At 59.5% G+C, this 24,214-nt stretch carries 23 protein-coding genes and 1 tRNA gene; 9 read left to right on the forward strand and 15 right to left on the reverse strand.

All coding sequences use genetic code 11. The features are described 5' to 3' along the window. Positions 1–15: 15 nt before the first annotated feature. Entirely contained in the window at positions 16–999 is a 984-nt protein-coding gene (locus ACV8MC_RS23045; protein WP_056784490.1) for an MBL fold metallo-hydrolase, read from the reverse strand. Positions 1,000–1,235: 236 nt separating this feature from the next. Between ACV8MC_RS23045 and ACV8MC_RS23050 the strand changes: the two genes are divergently transcribed. Both ACV8MC_RS23050 and ACV8MC_RS23055 read left to right on the forward strand, forming a co-directional pair. Further along, a complete protein-coding gene (locus tag ACV8MC_RS23050) occupies positions 1,236–1,667 on the forward strand; it encodes a helix-turn-helix domain-containing protein (RefSeq protein WP_041478577.1) in 432 nt (143 codons plus the stop codon). A gap of 134 nt (positions 1,668–1,801) precedes the next feature. Beyond that, a complete protein-coding gene (locus ACV8MC_RS23055; RefSeq protein WP_457263621.1) occupies positions 1,802–4,651 on the forward strand; it encodes an ATP-binding protein in 2,850 nt (949 codons plus the stop codon). Here the strand turns inward: ACV8MC_RS23055 and ACV8MC_RS23060 are convergent. Together ACV8MC_RS23060 and ACV8MC_RS23065 are read right to left on the reverse strand one after the other, a co-directional pair. Next, on the reverse strand, positions 4,616–6,088 hold the full coding sequence (locus tag ACV8MC_RS23060) for an ATP-binding protein (RefSeq protein WP_457263622.1): 1,473 nt from the start codon (positions 6,086–6,088) through the stop codon (positions 4,616–4,618). The genes ACV8MC_RS23055 and ACV8MC_RS23060 overlap by 36 nt on opposite strands. A gap of 90 nt (positions 6,089–6,178) precedes the next feature. After that, the gene (locus ACV8MC_RS23065) at positions 6,179–7,129 is read right to left on the reverse strand and encodes a GlxA family transcriptional regulator (protein WP_041478574.1); all 951 of its coding nucleotides are present in this window, start codon (positions 7,127–7,129) and stop codon (positions 6,179–6,181) included. 220 nt (positions 7,130–7,349) lie between these two features. Between ACV8MC_RS23065 and ACV8MC_RS23070 the strand changes: the two genes are divergently transcribed. Then, on the forward strand, positions 7,350–8,072 hold the full coding sequence (locus ACV8MC_RS23070) for a pirin family protein (protein ID WP_457263623.1): 723 nt from the start codon (positions 7,350–7,352) through the stop codon (positions 8,070–8,072). A gap of 41 nt (positions 8,073–8,113) precedes the next feature. On the opposite strand, the gene ACV8MC_RS23075 is transcribed toward ACV8MC_RS23070, so the two are convergent. Both ACV8MC_RS23075 and ACV8MC_RS23080 read right to left on the reverse strand, forming a co-directional pair. After that, positions 8,114–8,620, reverse strand: a complete 507-nt coding sequence (locus ACV8MC_RS23075) for a hypothetical protein (RefSeq protein WP_252869157.1) — start codon at positions 8,618–8,620, stop codon at positions 8,114–8,116. A 180-nt stretch (positions 8,621–8,800) separates the two neighbouring features. Then, positions 8,801–9,676: a LysR family transcriptional regulator gene (locus tag ACV8MC_RS23080; RefSeq protein WP_375123402.1), complete on the reverse strand. Its 876-nt coding sequence runs from the start codon at positions 9,674–9,676 to the stop codon at positions 8,801–8,803. A 111-nt stretch (positions 9,677–9,787) separates the two neighbouring features. Between ACV8MC_RS23080 and ACV8MC_RS23085 the strand changes: the two genes are divergently transcribed. From ACV8MC_RS23085 to ACV8MC_RS23095, 3 genes are all read left to right on the forward strand, one after another. Continuing rightward, positions 9,788–10,987, forward strand: coding sequence for a YbfB/YjiJ family MFS transporter (locus ACV8MC_RS23085; protein WP_457263625.1), 1,200 nt, complete (start codon positions 9,788–9,790; stop codon positions 10,985–10,987). Between the two features lie 60 nt (positions 10,988–11,047). Next, positions 11,048–12,046 (forward strand): NAD(P)H-quinone oxidoreductase, encoded by a 999-nt coding sequence (locus ACV8MC_RS23090; RefSeq protein ID WP_457263627.1) that lies wholly within the window; start codon positions 11,048–11,050, stop codon positions 12,044–12,046. A gap of 114 nt (positions 12,047–12,160) precedes the next feature. Then, positions 12,161–13,105, forward strand: coding sequence for an alpha/beta hydrolase (locus ACV8MC_RS23095; protein WP_041478569.1), 945 nt, complete (start codon positions 12,161–12,163; stop codon positions 13,103–13,105). 30 nt (positions 13,106–13,135) lie between these two features. Here ACV8MC_RS23095 and ACV8MC_RS23100 read toward each other — a convergent pair whose 3' ends face one another. After that, positions 13,136–13,465 carry a hypothetical protein gene (locus ACV8MC_RS23100; protein ID WP_041478568.1) on the reverse strand — a complete coding sequence of 110 codons (330 nt, stop codon included), beginning with the start codon at positions 13,463–13,465 and terminating at the stop codon, positions 13,136–13,138. 196 nt (positions 13,466–13,661) lie between these two features. Here ACV8MC_RS23100 and ACV8MC_RS23105 point away from each other — a divergent pair, with 196 nt between their 5' ends. Next, positions 13,662–13,937, forward strand: coding sequence for a hypothetical protein (locus tag ACV8MC_RS23105; RefSeq protein WP_457263629.1), 276 nt, complete (start codon positions 13,662–13,664; stop codon positions 13,935–13,937). Between the two features lie 127 nt (positions 13,938–14,064). Further along, a complete protein-coding gene (locus ACV8MC_RS23110) occupies positions 14,065–14,280 on the forward strand; it encodes a hypothetical protein (protein WP_041478566.1) in 216 nt (71 codons plus the stop codon). Between the two features lie 82 nt (positions 14,281–14,362). On the opposite strand, the gene ACV8MC_RS23115 is transcribed toward ACV8MC_RS23110, so the two are convergent. The 3 genes from ACV8MC_RS23115 to ACV8MC_RS23125 form a co-directional block, all read right to left on the reverse strand. After that, entirely contained in the window at positions 14,363–14,650 is a 288-nt protein-coding gene (locus ACV8MC_RS23115) for a hypothetical protein (RefSeq protein ID WP_041478565.1), read from the reverse strand. A gap of 173 nt (positions 14,651–14,823) precedes the next feature. Beyond that, positions 14,824–15,849, reverse strand: a complete 1,026-nt coding sequence (gene rtcA, locus ACV8MC_RS23120; protein WP_457263631.1) for an RNA 3'-terminal phosphate cyclase — start codon at positions 15,847–15,849, stop codon at positions 14,824–14,826. Positions 15,850–16,010: 161 nt separating this feature from the next. Further along, entirely contained in the window at positions 16,011–17,237 is a 1,227-nt protein-coding gene (locus tag ACV8MC_RS23125; RefSeq protein ID WP_457263633.1) for an RtcB family protein, read from the reverse strand. Between the two features lie 195 nt (positions 17,238–17,432). On the opposite strand from ACV8MC_RS23125, the gene rtcR reads away from it, so the two are divergent. Further along, positions 17,433–19,037 (forward strand): RNA repair transcriptional activator RtcR, encoded by a 1,605-nt coding sequence (rtcR, locus tag ACV8MC_RS23130; protein WP_457263635.1) that lies wholly within the window; start codon positions 17,433–17,435, stop codon positions 19,035–19,037. Positions 19,038–19,456: 419 nt separating this feature from the next. Here the strand turns inward: rtcR and ACV8MC_RS23135 are convergent, their stop codons facing one another. The 6 genes from ACV8MC_RS23135 to pheS form a co-directional block, all read right to left on the reverse strand. Further along, positions 19,457–19,672: a hypothetical protein gene (locus tag ACV8MC_RS23135; RefSeq protein ID WP_076567342.1), complete on the reverse strand. Its 216-nt coding sequence runs from the start codon at positions 19,670–19,672 to the stop codon at positions 19,457–19,459. Between the two features lie 209 nt (positions 19,673–19,881). Continuing rightward, a tRNA-Pro gene (locus tag ACV8MC_RS23140) sits at positions 19,882–19,958 on the reverse strand. Positions 19,959–20,047: 89 nt separating this feature from the next. After that, positions 20,048–20,404, reverse strand: coding sequence for a MerR family transcriptional regulator (locus ACV8MC_RS23145; protein ID WP_003179985.1), 357 nt, complete (start codon positions 20,402–20,404; stop codon positions 20,048–20,050). After that, positions 20,385–20,687 carry an integration host factor subunit alpha gene (gene ihfA / locus ACV8MC_RS23150; RefSeq protein WP_002553164.1) on the reverse strand — a complete coding sequence of 101 codons (303 nt, stop codon included), beginning with the start codon at positions 20,685–20,687 and terminating at the stop codon, positions 20,385–20,387. The genes ACV8MC_RS23145 and ihfA overlap by 20 nt, the downstream gene beginning before the upstream one ends. A 3-nt stretch (positions 20,688–20,690) precedes the next feature. Next, positions 20,691–23,069, reverse strand: coding sequence for a phenylalanine--tRNA ligase subunit beta (pheT, locus tag ACV8MC_RS23155; protein ID WP_457263637.1), 2,379 nt, complete (start codon positions 23,067–23,069; stop codon positions 20,691–20,693). Between the two features lie 26 nt (positions 23,070–23,095). Continuing rightward, positions 23,096–24,112: a phenylalanine--tRNA ligase subunit alpha gene (pheS, locus tag ACV8MC_RS23160; RefSeq protein ID WP_003226365.1), complete on the reverse strand. Its 1,017-nt coding sequence runs from the start codon at positions 24,110–24,112 to the stop codon at positions 23,096–23,098. Positions 24,113–24,214: the final 102 nt, after the last annotated feature.

Genomic DNA, 24,214 nt, shown 5'->3' on the forward strand with positions numbered 1-24,214 from the left:
CAGGCGTTGGGCACTTTACTCGATCAATGGCACTTTCGCCGCGCGTTTGTAGGGGCCGTACTCCACCGGCACCCATTGGAAATGTTTGCCCTCGGCGGTGATGTGGCCGATGCCCGGGAACGGCAGATGCGCTGCCGTCACCCAGGTCTTGCTCGCTGCCGCAGCACTGAACACTGCCTGACGACTGCTGATCGCTTGCTGACTGTTGACGTCGAAACCGATCGACACTTCCGGGTGCAAAAACTGCACCGCCAGGTTATGCACCAGATCGCCCATGAACACGATGCTCTGCTGCTGCGAATTGAAGCGATATGTGGTGCTGCCCGGCGTGTGGCCGGCTTCGAGGGTTGCTTCGACCAGTCCCGGCAGTGGCGACTGCCCGGCGGCAAACGTCTTGAAGCGGCCGGCGGCAACATAGGGCGCCGTAGAGTCCCGGGCTATCTTGAAAAACTCTTTTGCGCCCGCCGGGGCCTTGGCCAGCGCTGCCGGATCGAGCCAGTAGTCGGCCTCGGCTTTGGCTGCAAACACGGTGGCGTTGGCGAACACCGGTTTCTTTTCGGCGTCGACCAGACCGCAGACGTGATCGAGGTGCAGGTGCGTCAGCAGAATCGTGTCGACCTGTTCAGGCTTGTAACCGGCGGCCTGCATGTTGGCCGAGAGTTGGCCTGCGGTGGCGCCGATGCACTGCCCTGCGCCCGTGTCGACCAAAATCAGTTGTTTGCCAGTGTTGACCAGAAACGCATTGAACGCAGTCTGCACGCCAGGGGTTTCAATCGAACGGCGCGCAAGCAGCGCGCGAATCTGACTCTGGCTCATGCCCTGCAACAACTTCGGCGACAAATCGTTGTAACCGTCGAACAACGCGGTGACTTCGTAATCGCCGACAGCCAGCCGGAAATAACCCGGCGCCTGAGTGCCAACCTGCGGTGCCTGCGCCATGGCGCCGGACATTGCCAGCACGACCGCCAGCGTCGTTGCCGCTTTCACCAAGCTTTTCATTGCATTCCCCTTTGAACCTGGCCAACGGCGGCCGTGCTTTGTCGACATCGTCGCGCAAAGCGCCGGGCGCTGACTTGCAAGGATGTGCTGAGTTCCAGCCTGAGCGAGGAAATTAACAACGATTAACTCGTCAGTCTCAAGGCATCGCCCAACAATGAAGCCCTCTGCGCAGCGTTGCTTTTTTGACCTGAGGGAATGCGCCGACCGTGCCTTCCCCACCGACACGGACCTTGGCCATGGCTTATCTACAGCAATCCGTCGCCCTCGCCCCTGCCAGCGAACCGCGTAAAAACACGACTGGCGGACTCAGTCCGCAGCGCGAACGCCAGATCAAACAGTTGATCCTGGATCGCTTGGGCGAAAGCCTCGAAGTGGCTGAACTGGCCCGGGCATGTGCACTGTCACGCAGTCATTTCTCCCGCGCATTCAAGTGCAGCACCGGCCTGTCGCCACAGGACTGGATCCGCGCCCAGCGCCTGGCTCGAGCCAAGTTGCTGATCCAGCACACCGACTTGAGCCTGACGCAAATCAGCCTCGAATGCGGCTTCTGCGATCAGGCGCATTTCTGCCACATGTTCACCCGCAGCGAGGGCATCAATCCCTTCGCCTGGCGCTGTCGAGTCATGGATAAACCGAAAAACACCGCAGCGCAGCCTGCGGTGTTTTGACTGCTGCCGTTACGCCACCCGTTGCACTGATGCTCAAACCTGAGGATTATGCCCGGACACCCCGGATCAGACGGCCTGCGCATGCGCCAGGCACTGATTCGCCCTGTCCGCCGCATCACCGCAGGAGCGCGCTGTTGAGTTTTTCCCCGAATCAGGCCATTGCGTTTGGCCCCTATCGGATTCATCCCGGGCAACGATTGCTACTTGAAGGCCAACAGCCTTTGCGCCTGGGACGGCGGGCGATGGACATCCTCCTGATTTTGCTGGCCCATGCCGGTGAAGTGGTGAGCAAACAGCAATTGATGGCCGGGGTCTGGCCAGACAGCGTCGTCGAAGACATCAACCTGCGCGTGCACATGGCGGCGCTGCGCAAAGCGCTTGGCGACGGGCAGAACGGCCAGCGCTACATCGTCACCGTGGCGCAGCGCGGCTACAGCTTTGTCGCACCGTTCGTGCTCGACAGCATCGAAGCAACGCCTGCGGTCGCCGCGCCCCGGCACAACCTGCCGCTGCGTCGTACGCGGATGATCGGTCGCCAACCCCTGATCGATCACTTGATTACGCAACTGCCGCGCCGACGCTGCATCACTCTGGTCGGCCCCGGCGGCATTGGCAAGACCACCGTCGCCCTGCGCGTCGCCGAACAATTGCTCGACCAGTATCGCGACGGCATCCGCCTGGTGGATCTGGCGCCCATCGCCGATCCCGCGCTGATCGGCTCGCATCTGGCGACGCTGCTTGATCTGTCCGCAGCTGAAGGCGATGCGCAGGCTGGTCTGGTCGACGGCCTGCGAGAACAGCAAATGTTGTTGGTGATCGACAACTGCGAGCACTTGATTGATGCGGTCGCCGCGCTCAGCGAGCAGATTCTGCGGGGGGCACCAAAGGTGCATATCCTGGCGACCAGCCGCGAGAGCCTGCGCGCTGAGGGTGAGTTCGTGCAGCGTCTGGAATCGCTCGAATGCCCGTCCATGTCGCCCCCGATGGAGCCGGCTCAAGCACTGGGCTTTGCTGCGATGCAGTTGTTTGTCGAGCGCGCCATCGCAGCCAGGGAAAACTTCCGACTGAGCCACGCCGAGCTGCCGCAAGCGATCGAAATCTGCCAGCGCCTGGACGGCATTCCGCTGGCACTGGAACTGGCCGCCGCGCAGGTCAGCGAATTGGGCATGGACGGATTGCTCAAGCACTTGCGCGAGGGTTTGCCGCCATTGTCGGCCGGACACCACAGCAGCGCCGAACGCCACCTGACCCTGCGCGCGACGATGGACTGGAGTTTCAACCTGCTCAACGTCTGCGAGCAAACCTGTCTGCGGCGACTGGGGATTTTCCGCGGCAGCTTCACCCTCGCCTCGGCGGCAGCGGTGATCATCGGCCAACAGATTGATCCCGGCGCGGTGTTCACCGCCGTCACGCAATTGGTAGCCAAATCCCTGCTGAGCGTCGAAGTGGGCGACGAAGATGTTTTCTATCGCTTGCTCGACACTACCCGCCACTACGCACTGGAAAAACTCGAACAGGCCGACGAGCTCAGCGCAACCCGCCAACGCCACGCCGAGCGCTGCCTGACACTGATGCAGCAGGCGCAGGCGGATTGGGACAATACTCCGACTGTATTGTGGATGGAGCGCTATGCCCGGGGTCTGGAGGATTTGCGCGCGGCGCTGGACTGGAGCCTCAACGGGCCGGGACCGGATGAGCTGGGGGTGCAACTGGCAGCCGCGTCGGCGCCTTTGTGGCAGGAGCTGTCGTTGCTGCGCGATTACAGCCGCTATGTACGCCGGGCACTGAGTCTGCTGGAGGCTTCGCCAGCAGACTCGCTGCTACCGCCCTGCCCTCGCCTGCAAATCGCCTTGAAACTGGCGCTCGGTAGCGCCAGCTATCACACCTGGGGCGGCACGCCACAAACCATTCAGGCCTTCGTCGACGCCTGCCAATTGGCCGAGGAACACGGCGATCTGGCCGGGCAACTGCGTGCGATATCGGGGCATATGGCGGTCAATCTGAGTTGCGGGCATTACCGCATGGCTTTGGCCCAGAGTGAGCAATTCGACCGCATCGGCCTGCACGGCGAACCGCTGCTGTCACTGAGCACACATCGCTTGCGCGTGCTGGCCCTGCATTATGCCGGCGACCAGCCGCAGGCCCGCGTACATGCCGAGCAGGTGCTGCAACGCATGGCGCACAGCGGCCATCTCAATCGTTTCACCCATGGTTTTGGCGTGCAATACGACCAGAGCGTCGCTTCGCTGACAGTACTGGCCCGAGTGCTGTGGTTGCAGGGTCTGCCCGAGCAAGCCTGGCGCGCCGCACGACAGGCGCTGGACATCGCCGTGCAGATCAATCACGGCACATCGATCTGTTACACCCTGGCGCTGGCCAGTTGTCTGATCGCTCATTACAACGGCGACCATGTAAACGCCCGCGCGCTGCTGCAGTTGCTGCTGGAACAATCGCAGAAGCACTCGGTGCTGCTGTTCAATAACTGGGGCCGGCAGTATGCGCAGGTGATCGATCCGGATAATGCCGTGCCCGTACCAGCACAGAGCAGCGGTCTGATTCGGGAAGTGATGGTTACGCTGGATGAGCGTTTTGTCGATGATGCACTGGTGGAGCGCGCGCGCAATGGCGATGCGGGATGGAGTGCAGCGGAGATATTGCGGGCGCGGGCGGCGGCATTGTTGAAGGGTTCATCCTGTGGGAGCGAGCCTGCTCGCGAATCGGCCCGCTCAGACACCGCTGAAACCCGAGAAGCCGAACAAACCCTGCAACAAGCTCTGGCCATCGCCAGATGCCAGGGCGCCCTCGCTTGGGAACTGCGCAGCGCCACGGACCTCGCCCGATTATGGCAGCGCCAGTCCCGCCATCGCGAAGCATGGGATTTGCTCAGCCCCATTTACCAGCGCTTCACCGAAGGCTACGCCACACCGGACTTGCGCAAGGTCCGCCTGCTACTCGACAGCCTCCACGAGCAGTGCCCGGCCTGAAGCGTTGCGCGTTCTGCTGAGATAGCGCACATGGCGCTGTTTCAGTTCGAACTTGTCGTCACTGCGCTCGAACTGATCACGAGCATAGCGGCGCACGGTGTTGAGCATCCAATAGCGGGCCGTCGCACGGTTGGGTTCTCGAACAAGCAACGATTTGCGCGCCAACCCTTCGATTATCGCGGACAGTCTGGAACCCGCCAGATCCGCGCTGCTGATCACACTCAGTGCGGCCTCCAGGGTAAAGCCCGCGCTGAATACCGACAGACGCAGCAGCACACGCTGTTCCATTGCCGTCAGGTACTGGAAGCTCCAATCGATCGCAGCGGCCATCGACTGATGGCGCGGTTCCGCGGTGCGCCGGCCTTGGCCAAGCAACTGCAGGCCGTTTTCAACCTGTGCCTGCAAGCCGATCAAGCCCAGCGCGTCGATCTGCGCAGCGGCGAGCTCGATCGCCAGCGGCAGACCGTCCAGTTGACGGCAGATCTCGCGCACACCTGGCAAATCCTGCTCACGCAAACAGAAGCCATGCTGCCGTGCCCGCGCGCGATTGACGAACAACTGCACCGCCGGATAGCCCATGGCTTCTTCGACGGTGTTCAATGTCGAGCGCTTGGGAATCGCCAACAGAGGCACGTAATGAACGGTCTCCTGCGCGACTTGCAAGGCTTCGCGGCCGGTGACCAGAATCGACAGGCGAGGCGCAGCATGCAACAGCGTTTCCGCCAGTGCCGCACAGCTGTCGCGCTGGTGGTCGCAGTTATCCAGTATCAACAAGGCGTGCCGGCCGGTCAGTGCGAAAAAGTCTGTCTTCAGGGTGTGCAACAGGCGCTCGAGCAATGGAATGTCATCTTCGAGGCTGGCAAGGTCGACCCACCAGGCGCCATCGCGAAAGTATTGCAGGAGCAATTCCGCCACGCGCAATGCCACAGTGGTCTTGCCAACACCCGGCGCACCGGTAATCGTCATCAAGCGGCATACCGGCATTTGTCGAACCAGACCACCGATCAAGGCGTCGCGCCCACTGACTGGCGTCAGTCGTGCCGGAAGATTGTGCAGGGGCGTGAGCGCGGCAGCGGGCATGGTCAGCGCATCACTGGTGCCCTGCTCCACCGGGGCGACAAAACTGTAGCCGCAGTGCGCCACGTGAATGATGAAACGCTGCCCGTTTACGCCGTCACCCAGTGCGCGGCGCAACGCCGCAATGTGCACCCGCAGGTTGATCTCTTCGACGACCGAGGTCGGCCACACCCGAGCAATCAACTGCTCTTTGCTGACCACCTCACCCGCGTGTTCGAGCAGCGCCTGAAGGATGTCCATGGCGCGCCCGCCCATGCGCAACGGCTGCTCTCCTTCAAGGACCAGACGTTGGCGCACATGAAAGGCGTAGGGGCCGAAACGCAGCACTGAACCGTGGCTTGTGTCGTTGTGATTATTCATGCCAAACATCTTGGCACTCTCGCGTGACGATACAACCGCCAGAGCCGACGCAGCACGGACATCCCGCTGCGTCAGACGGACAGAACCGCTCTAGCTGAACTGTTCGCGGTATTGTAACGGCGTAAGACCGAGCTTTTCGGCGAACAACGAGCGCATGTGCCGAACGCTGCCAAAGCCACTTTTATAAGCGATGGTTTTCAGTGGCAGATCGCTGGTTTCCAACAGGTTTCGCGCGCAGTCAATGCGGGCATTCTGCAAAAACTCCATCGGCGTCATATTGACGTCACGGGCGAACAGGCGAGCAAAGTGCCGTGCGCTCATGTTCGCCAATCCAGCCATGCGCTCGACGGTGAACGCTTCATCCAGATGTTCAAGGACGTAATTCTGTGCGCGGGTGATGGGCGTTTCTTGCGGTGAGACTGCCGCCATCAACGGGCTGAACTGCGCTTGACCGCCCTGGCGCTTCATGACCACCAACAAGACCTTGGCAACGTCCTGGGCGATTTTCTTGCCGTGATCTCTGGCCACCACCGCCAGCGCCAGGTCGATGCCGGCCGTAACGCCACCGGAGGTGATGAGATTACGATCCTCGACGTAGATCTGATCGGTGGTCACCGTGGTTTTCGGGAAAGCCTTGATCAGCCGTTCGGTGTAGTTCCAGTGCGTGGTGACGCGATAACCATCAAGCAGGCAAGCGTGGCCGAGGATGAATGCGCCAGTGCAAATCGAACCGTAACGCTCCGCGCGCGGCACGGCTTTTTTCAACCAGCCAAACAGCTCGGGAAATCTCTGGTTATAGGCGCCGGGTCCGCCCGGCACCAATAGCAGGTCATAGCGCTCGGCCGCTTCGTCGATGTGCAAGTCAGCCTGAACCTGCACGCCGTTGGACGCCCTCAGCAAGCCGCGCTCTGTCCCGAGAGTCGTCAATTGATAGTGCAGATCAGGTTTCAGATAACGGTTGGCGACTGAAAACACCTCCAGCGGCCCCGCCATGTCGAGCATCAGAAAGTCAGGGAACAGCACCATTGCCACGGTTTTCATGGGAGGTTTCACACATATTCAAGGGTCAATACGCACGCTTCAGCCAAGGCATTATGGCGGACCGAGTGTTCAGGAGCGTGATCGAATGGGTGAACCATAACGCAAAACTGTCAACCTGAGCCGGACAGTCTTTCAATTTCCATCTACTTATTGCCTCACCGGGTAACCAGTAACCTTCTCCTCACTCGGACGAATTCACGTCCCGCCAGGAGATTTCATCATGCTGACTCTTCGCAAAGCCTCCGATCGCGGCCTCGCCAATCACGGCTGGTTGAAGTCGTTTCACACCTTTTCTTTCGCCAGCTACCGCAACCCGCGTGAACAGGGTTTCTCCGATCTGCTGGTGATCAACGATGACCGGGTCACCGCCGGCAAAGGCTTTGGCCAGCACCCGCACCGCGACATGGAGATCTTTTCCTATGTGCTCGAAGGCGCGCTGGAACACAAGGACACCCTCGGTACCGGCTCGGTGATCCGCCCCGGGGACGTGCAATTGATGAGTGCCGGCAGCGGCGTGGCGCACAGTGAGTTCAACCACTCGGCCACCAAGCCCGTGCACTTTCTGCAAATCTGGATCGTGCCGGATGTCAGCGGCGCCAAGCCCCGCTATCAACAGGAACACTTCAGCGCGCAGAAAAAACGTGGTCGCCTGCAACTGATCATCTCGCCGGACGGTAGCAATGGCTCCCTGAAAGTCCGTCAGGATGCGCGGGTCTACGCCGGGTTATTTGACGGCGAGGAAAGTGCCACGCTGAAATTGCCGGCCAATCGTTACGCTTACGTGCACGTTGCGCGTGGCAGCGTCGAACTCAATGGCCAAGCCTTGCAGGAAGGCGACGGCGTGCGGGTTCGTGAAGAACAGCTGCTCACCTTGAGCAACGGGGTTGATGCCGAAGTGCTGGTGTTCGACTTGCGGCCTCAGGAGTTGCCGCAAATGCCATGATCTGGCGCGATGCAGAACGGCCTTCCACTGAAGGCCGTTTTTTATTGCGGCGGCTCTGCTGAGGGTTGTACGACAGGTTTGGGTGACGATACCTCTTTGCCAATCTGAATCGCTGCCAGCGTGGTTTGTATCGTGGTCAACACCGCCGCCTGATTGGCAAAATGTGCGCCAACCAGCAAGGAAGCCACGCCGAGGAAATGCACAGTGGTGGCAGCCCAGTAATTGGCCTTTACCGTCGATGCCTGTCTGATCGCTTCCCGCGATTCGTCGGCGATTTTCTGCACGCCCATCCACATCAGGTCATAACGCTTGTCCCGTTCCTGCAGGGCCTTGTCCCGTTCAAGATAGACCTTGTCCCGCTCTGCCTGAGCAGCCAGGAACCCGCGAATGTCGGCGCGCATTTCTGCCACGCGGCCATCCATCCTCGTCTCGATGGTTTCTATCCTGGCATCGAATTCTTCGCGACTTATGCTGCTCATGATTTGCCTGTCCCGCCCCGCGTCCGATCTGTCCGTGACTGCATATTGATTCACTTCCCTGATTTTCAATTCGACACCTTTCTGCGGCTACGCGGCCTTCCCTGGCTCTTCGTTTCGATGCGTCACTGAGGTCTGCATCGAGCTGCAGTGACAATAGAACTCATCACGGACTACAACAAGCCGGCCCATTCTGTCTCGGACGTAGGCTGTTTCGTCAGCAGTTGTAGCCTCGGCAAAACCCTGAACCACTTATTCGTTTTCCAGCGCAAAAGCCTCAACGATCTGCTCGATGACCGCCCGTACCCGCGCGGTGTGACGCAGGTCAGCGTGGGTGACCAGCCACACTTCATACGGCAGCGGCCGGGTCCGCTCCGGCCAAAGTCTGACGAGGCCATCGCGTTCGCCCATGTATACCGGTATCTCGCCTATCCCGAGGCCTGCGGCAAGGGCTCGACGCACCAAGAGGCTGGAGCTGAGCGTGGCGACGATGCGTCCGCGGGTCAACGGTTCAGAGACCAGCGTCAGGTCTTTTTTGCTCTGTAAGTACGGCTGATACACCACCAGATCATGGCCCCCGAAAGCGTTGCCGGGCTGCGGTTCTCCATGGCGCTCGACATAGGCCTGTGCTGCGAAAAGTCCTACAGGCCAACGGGCGATTCGCCGAGCGATGAGATCCGGGTTATCCGGCCGAGTATTGCGCACCGCGATATCGGCTTCGCGCTTGGCCAGACTGAGGATTTGCGTCGACGCATCCAACTGGATCTGCACGTCGGGGTGCTGGTCATGCAGGCGCGCCATCGCCGGGATGATGAAGTCGATGGCCATCGAGTCGGTGGTGCTGACCCGTACGTTACCGGTCAGACGATCGTCCAGCCCGTGGATGTGCCGCTCCAGTTCCAGTGCCGAATGTTCCATTTTTTCCACACTTTTACGCGCCGCTTCACCAACACTGGTCAGCGCGTAGCCATCGGAGGTACGCAGGAACAGCGTCGCGCTCAAAGACTTTTCCAGCGCGGTAATACGCCGCCCGACAGTGGCCTGGTCCACGCCCAGAACTCGTGCAGCTCCGCGCAAGGTGGACTCGCGACAGACCGCCAGAAAAACCCGCGCATCATCCCAATTCATGCTGATCCTCATCGAAGCATTTTTGCATCACTCTGCCGCTTAATCGCTGCATATGCGCAGCCAAGATAGCCGATAAGCTGAGCGCCATACACCTCTTGTGAGATCGCTATCATGCGTACTGCAAATTCCTCCGGCATCTGGCTGCCGATCTTCGCCGGGCTTTGCGCCAGCCTGGTCAGCATTGGCCTGGCGCGTTTCGCCTACACGCCGCTGATCCCTTCGCTGATTCAGGCGCAGTGGTTTTCCGCCAATGATGTCGTCTATCTCGGCGCGGCCAATCTGGTCGGCTACTTGATCGGCGCCCTGCTCGGTCGGCCCATGGCCCATCGACTGGGTAACCGCAACGCCCTGCGCCTGATGATGCTCGCGGTCACGGGAGCATTTTTTGCCTGTGCTTATCCGCTGTCGGTGAGCTGGTTCTCCGGCTGGCGTTTGCTGTCCGGCATTGCCGGTGGCGCGATCATGGTGCTGGTGGCGGCAACCGTGCTGCCTCACGTTCCGGTGGCGCGCAGAGGTCTGGCCAGTGGCGCAATCTTCCTGGGCATCGGCCTCGGAATCGCCGGCTCCGGGACCATCGTGCCGCCGCTGCTGAGCCTCGGCTTGCAAGCGACCTGGCTGGGACTGGGCGCGCTGGCGTTGTTGCTGACCGCGGTGAGCTGGTTCGGCTGGCCTGCGGATACCGCGCACCCTGTGGCTGCGCACGCAACGTCGGCTGATGAGCCGACACCGCCGGGCGTCTACCTGTTGTTTGCTCAATACGCGTTCATGGCCGCCGGGCTGGTGCCTGCCATGGTGTTTCTGGTGGATTACGTGGCTCGCGGACTGGGCGCCGGGGCGCATATCGGCGCAATGGTCTGGGTGATGTATGGCCTGGGAGCGATTGTCGGGCCGGTGACGTACGGTTTTCTGGCCGACCAGCTTGGTGCACGCACTGGCATTCGCGTGGTGCTGGTAGTTCAAGCCATTGCCCTCGGTTTGCTCGCCGTCTCCCATGCGTTTCTGGCGCTGGCTTTACTGGCGGTGATTCTCGGCTCGTTCCCGCCGGGCATCGTGCCTCTGGCTTTGGCCCGCGTGCATGAGCTGGTGCCGTCGCATCACCGTCAGCAGATCGCCTGGAGCCGTGCCACTGTGTCATTCGCAACCTTTCAGGCGCTGGCCGGGTTTGCCTATTCGGCATTGTTCAATGCCTCGGGCGGCCAGCACACGCTGCTGTTTGTGATCGCCGCTGGCGCAATCGTCGTGGCTCTACTGCTGGAGCTAGCCATGCGCTGGCTGCCCTCTGCTAATGAAACGCGCTGCGCGGCGAACTGAGGGGAATCATTGCACCCTGTCTGCGCTCCCATCTACACGACCTTCTCCACAGGAATAGACATGTCACTGCCTAAAGAAATGACCCGTATCGAAATCACCCAACCCGGCGGCCCTGAAGTATTGCAAGCCAGGCGCGTATCTCTGCCCACTGCTTCCGAGGGCCAAGTGCTGATCCGTGTTCACGCCGCGGGAATCAATCGTCCGGACGCCTTGCAGCGCGCCGGCAAGTACCCGATGAAGCCCGGCATGGACCCGATCCCCGGTCTGGAAGTGGCTGGCGAAGTGGTTGCACTGGGTCCCGGAGTTACGCGGTTCGCTGTGGGCGATCGTGTGTGCGCACTGACCAATGGCGGTGGCTACGCCGAGTATTGCGCGGTTCCGGCCGGCCAGACTTTGCCTGTGCCGGATGGAGTCGATTGGGTCCAGGCCGCCGCGATTCCGGAAACGTTTTTCACCGTCTGGGCCAACCTGTTCGGCCTCGGCGGTGCCAAGGCCGGCCAGCGCGTGCTGATTCACGGTGGCACCAGCGGTATCGGTACCACCGCGCTGATGCTCTGTCGTGAATTTGGCATCGAGGCGTTTGCTACCGCAGGCAGTGCTGAAAAATGCGACGCGATCCGTCAGCTTGGCGGGCAACCGATCAACTATCGTGAGGAAGATTTCGCCGAGGTCATTGCCCAGAAAACCGCAGATCAAGGCGTGAACGTGATTCTCGACATCATGGGTGGCTCGTATCTGAACGGCAACATCAGCGCACTGGCAATGGATGGCCGACTGGTGATGCTCGGCTTTCTCGGCGGCGCCCGCGCCAACGACATCGATCTGTTGGCGATCCTCGGCAAACGCGCGGTGGTCACCGGTTCGCTGCTGCGCGCGCGTACCGCTGCGGAAAAAGCCGCCATCGCCGATCAACTGCAAGAACACGTTTGGCCTGCCCTCAGCGCCGGGCGCTGCCTGCCGATCATCGACAAGGTTTACCCGCTGGCTGACGCGGCTCAGGCCCATGCCCGCATGGAGGGCGGCGATCATATCGGCAAGATTGTGCTGCAAGTGGCGTGATCGATTGCAGCATCTTGTAATCGTTGGGCGTGCACGGTGGTCGAAAAACAGTCACGCGCAGACCGAGGCATCTGGTAAAAAGCGTTCTTTGTCTGCGCTGTGGTGAAACGATTAATGTTCCTGTCCTTCCTGACCCGCCTGCGACGCCGCCGCTTGGCATTCGCCATGATGGCCGCGCTGATCATTGGCGTGCCGACGAGTTGTGCGGTGCTGGAACACACCGAGCGCAAACTGTTGTTTCGCATCGAGCCGGGCACCGCCGGCTGGTATCGCGGTCTGCCCGGCAGCGTTCAGGAACTCGATCTGCAACCGAAGAGTTTCAAGGCCGGGCAGAACATCCATGCCTGGTGGTGGCCGGCGGAACGTGCCAATGCCCCGGCAATCCTTTACTTGCATGGTGTGCGCTGGAACCTCACCGGACAGTTATTCCGCATAGAACAACTACGCGCGGCGGGCTATTCGGTGCTGGCCATCGATTATCGCGGGTTCGGCCAAAGCAAGGGTGATCTACCATCCGAAAGCAGCGTTTATGAAGATGCCCGCGTGGCCTGGGAGCGCTTCCAGCTGCTGCAACCGGACCCGAACAAGCGCCTGATCTACGGCCACTCTCTCGGCGGTGCGGTGGCGATTGATCTGGCGGCCGAGCTCGGACAGAACGCGGCGCGCAACAACACACCTCTGCCGGTTCGCGGTCTGGTCATCGAATCTACCTTCACTTCTCTCGCCGACGTAGCTGCCGCCGTGGCCAACACCTCGCTTCCTGTGCGTTGGCTCCTGTCGCAGAAATTCGATTCCATCGACAAGATCGCCGACATTCACATGCCACTGCTGGTGGTGCATGGCCTGGCTGATGCCTTCGTGCCGCCGCGCTTCAGCGAGCAGCTATTCAATGCCGCAGAGCAGCCCAAACGCCTGCTGCTCGTGCCCGGCGCGACGCACAACAACAGCATGGCGCTTGGCGGCCAGGGCTATCGCAAGGCTCTGGATGCACTGATGCAGACCAAAGCGGCGCCGCGGGTTGCCGGGCCGGCAGTCGCCAAGGGCTCTCGCGATTCCTGAGCTGTGTAAATCAGCCCTGAGAAACCGGCATCAGCGCCGAGCCAACTCATGGCGTACGCATTGTTCGTAATAGGTCTGCTTGACCGCTGCCGGTTTGAGCTTCGAACTGCTGTTGTAGGTCTGCTCGGTAATCCCCATCGCTGTCATGCGCATCCAGGGTTGCTGGAATCGGCGAACCTGCAATTGCTTGCGCGCGCCATACAGCGAAACCCCGGACAGTTTTGATCGCTGCGCCCCGGCAGCAATATCCGAGCCCCAGGTGCAGGCAAAGCGATGGCCCTTGCTCAACTCTTTTGCCTGCACTCCCGAGGCGATCAAAGCCAGGGAAAGCGTCACAACGGTGATGACAATCGTGCGCATATAGCCAACCTAACCTTTTGAAAAAAGGCGATTTTGCCGGTGCGAAATACCTATGGGGGCCAGCAATTTGCCTGCTGTCGCGAGATTTTTGATCCGGCTGAATACAATCAGGCTTCGCCGCTCGTCCAGTACTGCGCACCTTTGGCAGACAGGCTTATCCAAAGCAGTACATCCCACCGCGTAGAAGGCCCACGTGATGAACAAGAAAATCTTCGCAATGTCGTTTTTCAGTCTGTGCTTGATTGGCCCGCTCCACGCTTGGGCAGCCGAAACAACAGCGGGCGCTGCCACCCCCGCCACCGCCCAGCCCGGTGTCAATCATGCACAAAGCTCTAGTGACCATGATGAGAAGGCCAACAAGAAAGGTGAAGAGTCTTCAGGCGCCAATGCGGGCTCAGAACCTCATGAGACGGAGAAGGATGCGGCGACGTCGAGCGACTCCGAAGATCTTGAGAAAAAACCCGCTCAGTAACGACGGACTTTGCTATTCATAACGAAATACCGACGCCGAACTAGCGCAATACAGGGTGATATCAATATGATGCGCGCACTGGCCACCATAGAAGGTGGCCAGAGGAAGATACATCCAAGGAATGCAAATGAAAGATTTCGTCATCGGCGTCAACAACATCGTTCTCTACATCGCACTGGCGGTCATCCTGATCGTTTCCCTCTTCATGATGAGCCAGAGCTTTCTTTCGGGTCTCGGCATGTTCGTAGGCGGCACCCTGGGCTGGTGCATCGTCTCTGGCTTCTGGTTCGTGCAATCGGCGACCTACGAAGAACTGCGCAAGCTGAACTCGAAAACCAGCTGATCTGCGCCGAGCATTCGTTAAAGAAAAAGGCCAATGTCATCGACATTGGCCTTTTTATTTCAGCTTCGAAAGGACTGATTAGTCATTGCTTGGTGCACTGAGCGCCCAGTCCCATGCCCATGGAACCCAGAGCAACCATCGGGCCGCTCGGCAGTTCGCACGTATATTCGCCGCTTTCGGTTTGAGCGGTGTAGAAGGTTGTATTGAAGTCGCTGCGGATATTTGAAACCTTGATTACGGGTTTGCCGATGGTGGTCTGTGCGCGATTCTTGAGATCACTCTCTCCCGGTTTGACGGTCTGGCATCCAGTAACTGCGAGCGCCATTGTTGCGAATAAAGCGAGAACCGGGATAGTCCTTGATGAGTTCATTGCAGATCGACCTTTTTGATTTTCATACCGGAGAAATACTGGCAATAACCTGCCAAGCGAAATGACTTTAAGGTCGAGCCAGAACGGGGGCAATTAGGTCGGATGTGCTAATGGCTGAAGGCTAGCCTCACCTGCATGAGGTTGTGCAACTGCTTTCCGGTTGCCGGCCGCTGTTAACCGGTTTGGAAAACGTCTACCCGCAAGCGATCGCCGCCCTCCTCTCGGCAATCGATACGGACCGGCAAAAACAGATGAATGACTTCGATGTTGCTGCGCAGATGATCAGTCATGCGCGGCGTGGTGAACGATCCGCCACCGGCCAGCGCCATCGGCAACAGCAACTGATCGGCCAGATGCTCAGCGACAGCAGCATTACTGCACAACCAGTCGACGGCCTGATTGATTGCGGCATCGGCCACCTTCTCGGCGCGTAACGACACTTGGCCAAATGCGCTGAACACCTCAGTGACATGCTCGAAAACATACTCCAGCAATAACACATTGCCCGGACCGCGTGCCGGGTCAAGCGCCACAGGTTGCAGCGCCTCCACTGGCCAGTTCAAACGCTTGGCCACCTGACTCAGCTCTCGCTGAGCGACAGTGGGCGCGAGACCTGCGGTCAGCGCCAATGCGCGTCGTGAGACTGCCTCGCCGCGCTCACACAGGTCCAGGCGCGTGAGGCGCGAGGGCTGCACCTTCACCGCAATTTCGCCACCGCCAGCCGGTACGAAACCATGACGCAGCAACTCCAACTCGACATCGCCGCCCATGCGCCGCAGCAGCGGCAACCAACTGCGCGACAGGAAATCCGTCGGCGGCGCCAGCGGATTATGCGTGCCACCGGAGATTGTCACTCGACTGGCCTTCGATGCCCGCAACAAGGCTGGCAGCAACGTCTGCAGCACCAGCGTGCAGCTGCCGGCCGTGCCGATAGCGAACTGAAAGTCGCCGCCGCTAATCTCGCCCGGTTCGAAGCTCAGGGCTTGCGACCCCAGATGCGCACCAGATATCTCTGCACCACAAACCTCGGCCGCCGCCATCACGGCTGTCAGGTGCTGACGCAGCAATCCCGGACGACTGCGTCTGGCGCGAATCTGTTTAATGCGAAACGCCCGACCTGTCACCATCGACAGGCTCAACGCACTGCGCAACACCTGGCCGCCACCGATGGCGCCGTCCAGTTCGATTATCTCTTTCATTGCAAATCCTTACGCGTATAGCCCGACGGTGTCTCTGAGGTACCGTTAAACCGTCGTGGGTCTTCCTGAGTTACGATCAATATTGATAATTCGCGCTTCAGCTCAGCCGCGATGAACCGGGGCAGCGCCGGACGCAGAATTCTCGCCAGCGCTGTAGTTCCTTAGCCTTTGACGCACACCACCTGACGCAGGGTGTGCAGCACTTCCACCAGCTCACGCTGGGCGTGCATGACTTTGTCGATGTCCTTGTAGGCCATCGGAATTTCGTCAATCACCGCTTCGTCCTTGCGGCATTCCACGTGGGCCGTGGCGCGAATCTGATCGGCGACGGTGAAGGTATTCTTGGCCTTGGTGCGGCTCATGGTGCGGCCGGCGCCGTGGCTGCAGGAACTGAACGACTCTGCGTTGCCCAGACCGCGAACGATAAAGCTCTTGGCGCCCATCGAGCCCGGAATAATCCCCAGTTCGCCCTTCTTCGCTGACACCGCGCCTTTGCGGGTAATCAGCACGTCCTCACCGAAATGCCGTTCCTTCTGCACGTAATTGTGGTGGCAGTTGACCGCCTCCAGCGCCACTTCGAACGGCTTGCGGATGATCTGCCGCGCGGCCTGAACCACCGCACGCATCATCAGTTCGCGGTTCTGTCTGGCGAAGTCCTGCGCCCAGCCCACCGCTTCCACATAGTCATCAAAATGTCGGCTGCCTTCCTCGAAATAGGCCAGGTCACGGTCCGGCAGGTTGGCAATATGCTGACGCATATCAGCTTGGGCCATCTGGATGAACAGGTTGCCGATAGCGTTGCCGACACCGCGCGAACCGCTGTGCAACATGAACCACACCCGGTTGGCTTCATCCAGGCACACTTCGACGAAGTGGTTGCCACTGCCGAGCGTCCCCAAGTGCCCACGGTTGTTGGTGTTGGCCAGTTTCGGATACTTGTCGGTGATCAGTTTGAAGCGCGGCTGCAACCCCGCCCAGGCCTGATCGGCTTGCTGAGGAATCTCATCCCAGGCGCCTTTGTCTCGCCGCGAACGATTCGAACTGCGGCCATGTGGCACCGCTTGCTCGATGGCGCTACGCAGTCCGTGGAGGTTGTCCGGCAGATCCGAAGCCATCAGCGATGTACGGGCAGCGATCATTCCACAACCGATGTCGACGCCCACCGCTGCGGGAATGATCGCGCCGACCGTTGGAATAACGCTGCCGATGGTTGACCCCTTGCCCAGGTGCACATCCGGCATCACCGCCAGATGCTTGAAGATGAAGGGCATTTTCGCAGTGTTCATCAATTGCGCGCGGGCTTCATTTTCTACTGGAACGCCTTCGGTCCAGAGTTTGATTGGCTTGCCGTTGGCGACTTCGAGAAGCTGGTAGGTTTGGTCTTTCATATCTTGATGTCCATGTTCGTTTCCATCAGCATTGCAGCCGCTGTGCCAGCTTTGGATGCGGCTATGGTTTTTTCTTCTATGTTTCTGATTTTAATAGCTTTTATCTCTGACTCGGCGAGTCTCGATAATCTATGGAAGACAAATCAGACCAGAAAAATTATCATTGCATATCGTCATTTATCTTATGAGATAAGCATGCCCAACAAACGCACGGTCGCCATCGGATTTATCGGAGCCACCCTGGATCGTGTCGGCAAAGGTGCCAGCCGATGGAATTATTGGCGACCAAGCGTAGGCCTGTGCCAACAAACAGACCTCCCTATCCACCGACTTGAATTGATTCATGGCCTCGACGCGCGCGACGTCAGCCTCGCCGAGCGTGTCCGAGCGGACATCCAGCAGATTTCTCCGAGCACCGAAGTGCGCCTGCATCCAATGTCGCTGCGCAATCCTTGGGATTTCGAAGAGGTGTACGGCGCACTGCACGACTTCACCACTGCGTACAATTTTGACACCGAGCACGAGGATTACCTCGTCCACATCACCACCGGCACCCACGTCGCACAGATCTGCTGGTTCCTGCTCACCGAGGCGCGCTATCTGCCAGCCCGGCTGATTCAGACCTCCCCCGCCAAGCGCAAGAACGATAACGAGCCCGCCTGCGGCACTCATGCGCTGATCGATCTCGATCTGTCGCGCTATGATCGGATTGCCTCACGCTTCGCCAGCAAACGTCTTGAAGGCCTGGAATTTCTCAAGTCCGGCATCGCCACGCGCAACCCGGCCTTCAACCGCTCCATTGAACAGATAGAGCGCGTAGCCCTGCGCTCAAAAGCCCCCACGCTGCTGATCGGCCCGACCGGCGCCGGCAAATCCTTCCTGGCGCGACGCATCTACGAACTCAAACGTAACCGTCATCAAATGCAGGGACGCTTTGTCGAAGTCAACTGTGCAACCTTGCGTGGCGACGGCGCGATGTCGGCCTTGTTCGGTCACGTCAAAGGCGCCTTCACCGGAGCGCAAAACGCTCGCGATGGCCTGCTGCGCGCCGCAAACGGCGGCATGCTGTTTCTCGATGAAATCGGTGAGCTCGGCGCGGACGAACAAGCGATGCTGTTAAAGGCAATCGAAGAGAAACGCTTCTTCCCGCTGGGCTCGGACAAGGAAGTCGAGAGTGATTTTCTGATAATCGCCGGCACCCACCGCGACCTGCGCAGCCGCGTCGCCGAAGGCCTTTTTCGCGAGGACCTGTACGCAAGGATCAACCTCTGGACATTCGACCTGCCCGGCCTCGCCGGCCGCCGCGAGGACATCGAGCCAAACATCGATTTCGAACTGGAACGCCACGCGCGCGAACATGGGCAACGCGCGCGTTTCAATCTCGAAGCACGCCGACGCTACCTGGCCTTCGCCAGCTCAAGTGAAGCAGCGTGGCTGGGCAACTTTCGCGAACTGTCTGCGTCGATTACACGGATGGCGACTTTGGCCGACAGCGGACGCATCGATGAAGCGCAGGTAGATGATGAGATCGATCGATTGCGATATGCGTGGGGGTTGGCGCAACCCACTGCTGTATCAACTGAGTTGCCGGGAGATAGCGATAGCATGGACCTGTTCGATCGCTTACAGCTGAAGGCGGTTATAGAGGTATGCCGGCAGGCGGACAGCCTGTCCGATGCCGGCCGACAGCTGTTCGGTGTTTCCCGGCAGGCCAAGGCGCAACCCAATGATGCCGATCGCTTGAGGAAGTACCTGGCGCGGTTCGGACTTGAATGGGGCAAGTTAGTGGACACGAAGTGAAGCACAGCGCTCTTGATCACACTGCTTCAATGATTACTGTAGAAAAAATGAATTAGCCGCCTGATCTCTCGGTCAAGAATTATGAACGCAGTAAATCTGACGAGGTGACAGCAATGACTATCCAGGCAGAGACACTCGTACAACTGACCGAAGCGCTCCAAGAGCGAGGCATGAAAATGGTCTCAGACGTCCATTTCACCCGCGCACCCTATCGATACAACCATCGCTGGATCTGCATCGTAGAGTGAACATGCTTGTTGCCGGCGCCTGGATCGAAGCTTCCAGCCGCCGGCGCCGCTCGGCTTCGCCCACCCAAGCCCAAATAACCGTCTGCGCCCAAGGATGTCGATAGAGGGTTGGGCGGCAATAAAAACCCGGCGCGATGGCCGGGTCTCGTGAACTATTACAATTGATCGGGCTTACTTAGCGCCGCCATTATCTCGGCCCGTCTGGGCGTCCTGATCAGAGCCAGGATTGCCGGGTGGCGGATTCCAGTCCTCTGGTCGTTCGTCGGTGCCCTGCTTCGGCTCAGAATCAGCCTGCTCCAGGCCGGAATCATGACCCTCGCCAGAATCAGGTGTTTGTTCGTCTGGTCCCGGATATGGCGCTTCAGGGCCATTGTTGTCGTCGATCATCATTCTCTCCCGTCAGTGGCGCAGGGGCTGCGCTTAATAAGTAAGAGAAGATCGGCGCACAGAGAGTGCTATTTGCTCGACGAGCGGACTTTCTTACTAATCCAAACACTTGGTGATGCGAGTCGCAGGCGTGATCGAGTAGCCCCGCAAATCTCACACACATGAAAAAGGCCAATGCTGTGAACATTGGCCTAGATCATTGAAAAATATGGTCGGGACGGAGTGATTCGAACACTCGACCCCTAGCACCCCATGCTAGTGCGCTACCGGACTGCGCTACGCCCCGACTGATGTTGCATCCCGTTCTTCACCTCGAAGAACGCTCAAGAATATATCGCAAGCTTTTGAAAACTGGAAGTATTCAAACGCAGCTTTTTATTTCTTGAGTACCACCAGAACATCTTCCAATTCAGCAATCATCTGCCGAATCATCTGTTTGTACTGTGTGGTGTCATCTTTGGCTTCGTCGCCGGACAGACGCAGACGTGCGCCGCCGATGGTGAAACCCTGATCGTAAAGGAGCGCGCGGATCTGCCGGATCATCAGCACGTCCTGGCGCTGATAATACCGGCGGTTCCCGCGGCGTTTGACGGGGTTGAGCTGCGGAAACTCCTGCTCCCAGTAGCGCAGCACGTGTGGCTTTACGGCACACAGCTCGCTGACTTCACCAATGGTGAAGTAGCGTTTGCCCGGGATGACGGGTAGTTCGTCGTTATGACTTGGTTCCAGCATAAGCCTCAACTCGGGCCTTCAACTTCTGCCCTGGACGAAAGGTGACCACACGGCGAGCCGTGATCGGGATTTCTTCCCCCGTTTTCGGGTTGCGGCCAGGCCGCTGGCGTTTGTCCCGAAGGTCGAAATTGCCGAAACCGGACAATTTGACCTGCTCGTTGTCTTCAAGAGCGTGCCTGATTTCCTCGAAAAACAGTTCGACCAATTCCTTGGCTTCCCGCTTGTTCAGGCCCAGCTCTTCATACAGACGTTCCGCCATCTCAGCTTTCGTCAAAGCCCCCATACGTCACTTCCTTAACGTGGCGTTCAACCTTTGTTCGAGCGAGGTGAGGATATTTTGCGTCGTCGAATTCACCTCATCGTCATTAAGAGTGCGCGATGGATGCTGCCAGGTCAAGCCGACTGCAAGGCTTTTTCTATCAGGATCAATACCTTTACCCTGATACACGTCAAACAGCCTGAGCTCTGTGAGCCATTCGCCTGCATTTTCACGGATTACGTCCAGTACAGCCGAGGCCGCGACGTCTTTGTGCGCGATCAGTGCAAGGTCACGACGCACTTCAGGAAAGCGCGACAACTCGTGGAATTTCGGCATTTTACCGAGCGCCACTTCCGCCAGAACCAGCTCAAAGACGAACACCGGACGATCCAGCCCCAGCGCCTTCGACAGCTCAGGGTGAATTGCACCGATATAGCCTACCTCGCGACCTTCACGCTCGATGCGCGCGGTTTGACCCGGATGCAGCGCCGGGTGCTTGCCCGGAGCAAAGGTGAACGAATCCAGGGCACCGGCGAAACCCAGTACCGCTTCCACGTCAGCCTTTACGTCGAAGAAGTCGACGGTATCCCGACCCTGCGCCCAGCCTTCCGGCAAGCGACTCCCGCAAACAACCCCGGACAGCATAGGCTCTTGCTTCAAGCCCTCAAGCTGACCAACGAAGCGCAGGCCGCTCTCGAACAGACGCACGCGATCCTGCTGACGGTTGAGGTTGTGCTGCAACGCCTTGACCAGACCTGGCCACAACGACGAGCGCATGGCGGCCATATCGTTGGAGATCGGATTGGCCAGCAACAGCGGCTCGACACCTGGACTGAACAGTTCGAACTGACGCGGATCGATGAAGCTGTAAGTGATCGCTTCCTGATAACCACGAGCAACCAGCAGACGACGCAGCTCAGGCAGATCACTACGCGCTTCGGCCTTGGCTTGCGGCGCCAGACGCGCTTGCGGGTAGCGAACCGGCAAACGGTTGTAACCGTAAAGACGCGCCAACTCTTCGATCAGGTCGACTTCCAGGCTGATATCGAAGCGGTGGCTTGGCACTTCAACGCGCCATTGGCCTTCGCCGTCAGCAGTAATGCTCAGGCCCAAGGCACTGAGCAGACGCTCGACCTGTGCCGAATCCATCTCCATGCCGAGCATCTGAGTGATGCGCTGAGCACGCAAAGTGATCGGTGCAATCGATGGCAGATGTTGTTCGCTGACGGTCTCGATGATCGGACCAGCTTCGCCGCCAGTGATTTCCAGCAGCAGGCCAGTGGCGCGCTCCATGGCTTCACGTGCCAGCTGCCAGTCAACGCCACGCTCGTAGCGATGCGAAGCGTCGGTATGCAAGCCGTAAGAACGTGCCTTGCCGGCAACCGCAATCTGATCAAAGAACGCAGATTCGAGGAACACATCACGGGTGGTCGCGGAAACACCGCTGTGCTCGCCACCCATGACGCCGGCGATCGCCAGTGCACGAGTGTGGTCAGCGATGACCAGCGTATCGCTGCGCAGGCTGACTTCCTGACCATCAAGCAGAACCAGCTTCTCGCCCTCTTCAGCCATGCGCACACGAATGCCGCCATTGATTTCGGCGAGATCGAAAGCGTGCAGCGGTTGGCCGAGCTCGAGCATGACGTAGTTGGTGATATCGACGGCAGCGTCGATGCTGCGCACGTCGGCGCGACGCAGACGCTCAACCATCCACAGCGGGGTTGGCTTGGACAGGTCGACGTTACGGATGACCCGACCCAGGTAACGTGGGCAGGCCGCCGGGGCCAGCACCTCGACCGAGCGGACTTCGTCGTGTACCGCTGCAACCGCAGCCACCACAGGACGGGTTACCGGCACGGCGTACAGCGCGCCGACTTCACGAGCCAGACCGGCCAGGGACAGGCAGTCGCCACGGTTCGGGGTCAGGTCGACCTCGATGCTGGCGTCTTCCAGATCCAGATACACACGGAAATCTTCGCCCACCGGCGCATCGGCCGGCAGCTCCATCAGACCGTCGTTGCCCTCACCGACCTGCAGCTCTGCCTGCGAGCACAGCATGCCGTTGGACTCGACGCCACGCAGCTTGGCCTTCTTGATCTTGAAGTCGCCCGGCAGCTCTGCGCCAATCATGGCGAACGGAATCTTCAGGCCCGGGCGCACGTTTGGCGCTCCGCACACGACCTGGAAGGTTTCCGCGCCATTGCTGACCTGGCATACGCGCAACTTGTCGGCGTCCGGATGCTGCTCGGTGCTCAGCACCTCACCCACCACCACACCACTGAATACGCCGGCGGCCGGAGTAACGCTATCGACCTCAAGACCGGCCATCGACAGACGGGCAACCAGCTCGTCGCGATCTACCTGCGGGCTTACCCAGCCACGCAGCCATTGTTCACTGAATTTCATCCTGCTCTCCTAAGAATTCGTTACGACTAGCGAAATTGCGCGAGGAACCGCAAGTCGTTGTCGAAGAACAGACGCAAGTCGTTCACGCCGTAACGGAGCATGGCCAGACGCTCGACACCCATGCCGAAGGCAAATCCGGAGAACTCTTCCGGATCGATGCCGGACATGCGCAGCACGTTCGGGTGAACCATGCCGCAGCCCATCACTTCCAGCCAGCCAGTCTGCTTGCAGACGCGGCAGCCTTTGCCGCTGCACATCACGCATTCCATATCGACTTCAGCGGATGGCTCGGTGAAGGGGAAGTACGAAGGACGGAAACGCACGGCCAGTTCTTTCTCGAAGAACACCCGCAGGAATTCTTCGATCGTGCCTTTGAGATCGGCAAAATTGATATCGCGATCGACCAGCAGGCCTTCGACCTGGTGGAACATCGGCGAATGGGTGATATCGGAGTCGCTGCGATAGACGCGGCCCGGGCAGACGATGCGGATCGGCGGCTGCTTCGATTCCATGGTGCGGACCTGTACCGGCGAGGTATGGGTGCGCAGCAACATGTTGGCATTGAAATAGAAGGTGTCATGCATCGACCGGGCCGGGTGATGGCCTGGGATGTTGAGCGCTTCAAAGTTGTGGTAGTCGTCTTCGACCTCAGGGCCTTCGGCGATGCCGTAGCCAATGCGGGTGAAGAACTGCTCGACACGCTCCAGAGTCCGGGTGACCGGATGCAGACCGCCAGAGGTCTGGCCACGGCCCGGCAATGTCACGTCGATGGATTCGGCAGACAGTTTGGCAGCCAGCTCGGCTTCTTCAAACAATGCCATGCGCGCATTGAGAACGCCTGTAACACGTTCCTTGGCAACGTTGATCAGCGCACCGACTTGCGGACGCTCTTCGGCCGGCAGATTCCCCAGGGTCTTCATCACCTGAGTCAATTCGCCCTTCTTGCCAAGGTATTGAACCCGGATTTGCTCCAGGGCATTGATATCTTCAGCGCTTTGCACAGCCTCTAGTGCTTGAGAGACCAGCGCATCCAGGTTTTCCATGTACAGACTCCAGATACAAAATAGGGGAAGAGCTTGAAGGCTCTTCCCCTATTTATGACGTTTAACACCTGGCCCCACAGAGGTGAGGCCGGGTGACTGTCG

The organism is Pseudomonas sp. PK-RTE-24 (assembly GCF_054052265.1).

Bases quoted from the DNA above. Each gene is read 5' to 3' on its own strand.
- ACV8MC_RS23085 (WP_457263625.1), top strand. From the start codon at position 9,788: ATGCGTACTGCAAATTCCTCCGGCATCTGGCTGCCGATCTTCGCCGGG.
- ACV8MC_RS23045 (WP_056784490.1), bottom strand. From the start codon at position 999: ATGAAAAGCTTGGTGAAAGCGGCAACGACGCTGGCGGTCGTGCTGGCA.
- ACV8MC_RS23115 (WP_041478565.1), bottom strand. From the start codon at position 14,650: ATGAACTCATCAAGGACTATCCCGGTTCTCGCTTTATTCGCAACAATG.
- pheS (WP_003226365.1), bottom strand. From the start codon at position 24,112: ATGGAAAACCTGGATGCGCTGGTCTCTCAAGCACTAGAGGCTGTGCAA.
- ACV8MC_RS23100 (WP_041478568.1), bottom strand. From the start codon at position 13,465: ATGCGCACGATTGTCATCACCGTTGTGACGCTTTCCCTGGCTTTGATC.
- rtcA (WP_457263631.1), bottom strand. From the start codon at position 15,849: ATGAAAGAGATAATCGAACTGGACGGCGCCATCGGTGGCGGCCAGGTG.
- ACV8MC_RS23145 (WP_003179985.1), bottom strand. From the start codon at position 20,404: ATGCTGGAACCAAGTCATAACGACGAACTACCCGTCATCCCGGGCAAA.
- ACV8MC_RS23095 (WP_041478569.1), top strand. From the start codon at position 12,161: ATGTTCCTGTCCTTCCTGACCCGCCTGCGACGCCGCCGCTTGGCATTC.
- ACV8MC_RS23060 (WP_457263622.1), bottom strand. From the start codon at position 6,088: ATGAATAATCACAACGACACAAGCCACGGTTCAGTGCTGCGTTTCGGC.
- ACV8MC_RS23125 (WP_457263633.1), bottom strand. From the start codon at position 17,237: ATGAAAGACCAAACCTACCAGCTTCTCGAAGTCGCCAACGGCAAGCCA.
- ACV8MC_RS23135 (WP_076567342.1), bottom strand. From the start codon at position 19,672: ATGATCGACGACAACAATGGCCCTGAAGCGCCATATCCGGGACCAGAC.
- ACV8MC_RS23070 (WP_457263623.1), top strand. From the start codon at position 7,350: ATGCTGACTCTTCGCAAAGCCTCCGATCGCGGCCTCGCCAATCACGGC.
- ACV8MC_RS23110 (WP_041478566.1), top strand. From the start codon at position 14,065: ATGAAAGATTTCGTCATCGGCGTCAACAACATCGTTCTCTACATCGCA.
- ACV8MC_RS23080 (WP_375123402.1), bottom strand. From the start codon at position 9,676: ATGAATTGGGATGATGCGCGGGTTTTTCTGGCGGTCTGTCGCGAGTCC.
- ACV8MC_RS23065 (WP_041478574.1), bottom strand. From the start codon at position 7,129: ATGAAAACCGTGGCAATGGTGCTGTTCCCTGACTTTCTGATGCTCGAC.
- pheT (WP_457263637.1), bottom strand. From the start codon at position 23,069: ATGAAATTCAGTGAACAATGGCTGCGTGGCTGGGTAAGCCCGCAGGTA.
- ACV8MC_RS23050 (WP_041478577.1), top strand. From the start codon at position 1,236: ATGGCTTATCTACAGCAATCCGTCGCCCTCGCCCCTGCCAGCGAACCG.
- ACV8MC_RS23090 (WP_457263627.1), top strand. From the start codon at position 11,048: ATGTCACTGCCTAAAGAAATGACCCGTATCGAAATCACCCAACCCGGC.
- ihfA (WP_002553164.1), bottom strand. From the start codon at position 20,687: ATGGGGGCTTTGACGAAAGCTGAGATGGCGGAACGTCTGTATGAAGAG.
- rtcR (WP_457263635.1), top strand. From the start codon at position 17,433: ATGCCCAACAAACGCACGGTCGCCATCGGATTTATCGGAGCCACCCTG.
- ACV8MC_RS23105 (WP_457263629.1), top strand. From the start codon at position 13,662: ATGAACAAGAAAATCTTCGCAATGTCGTTTTTCAGTCTGTGCTTGATT.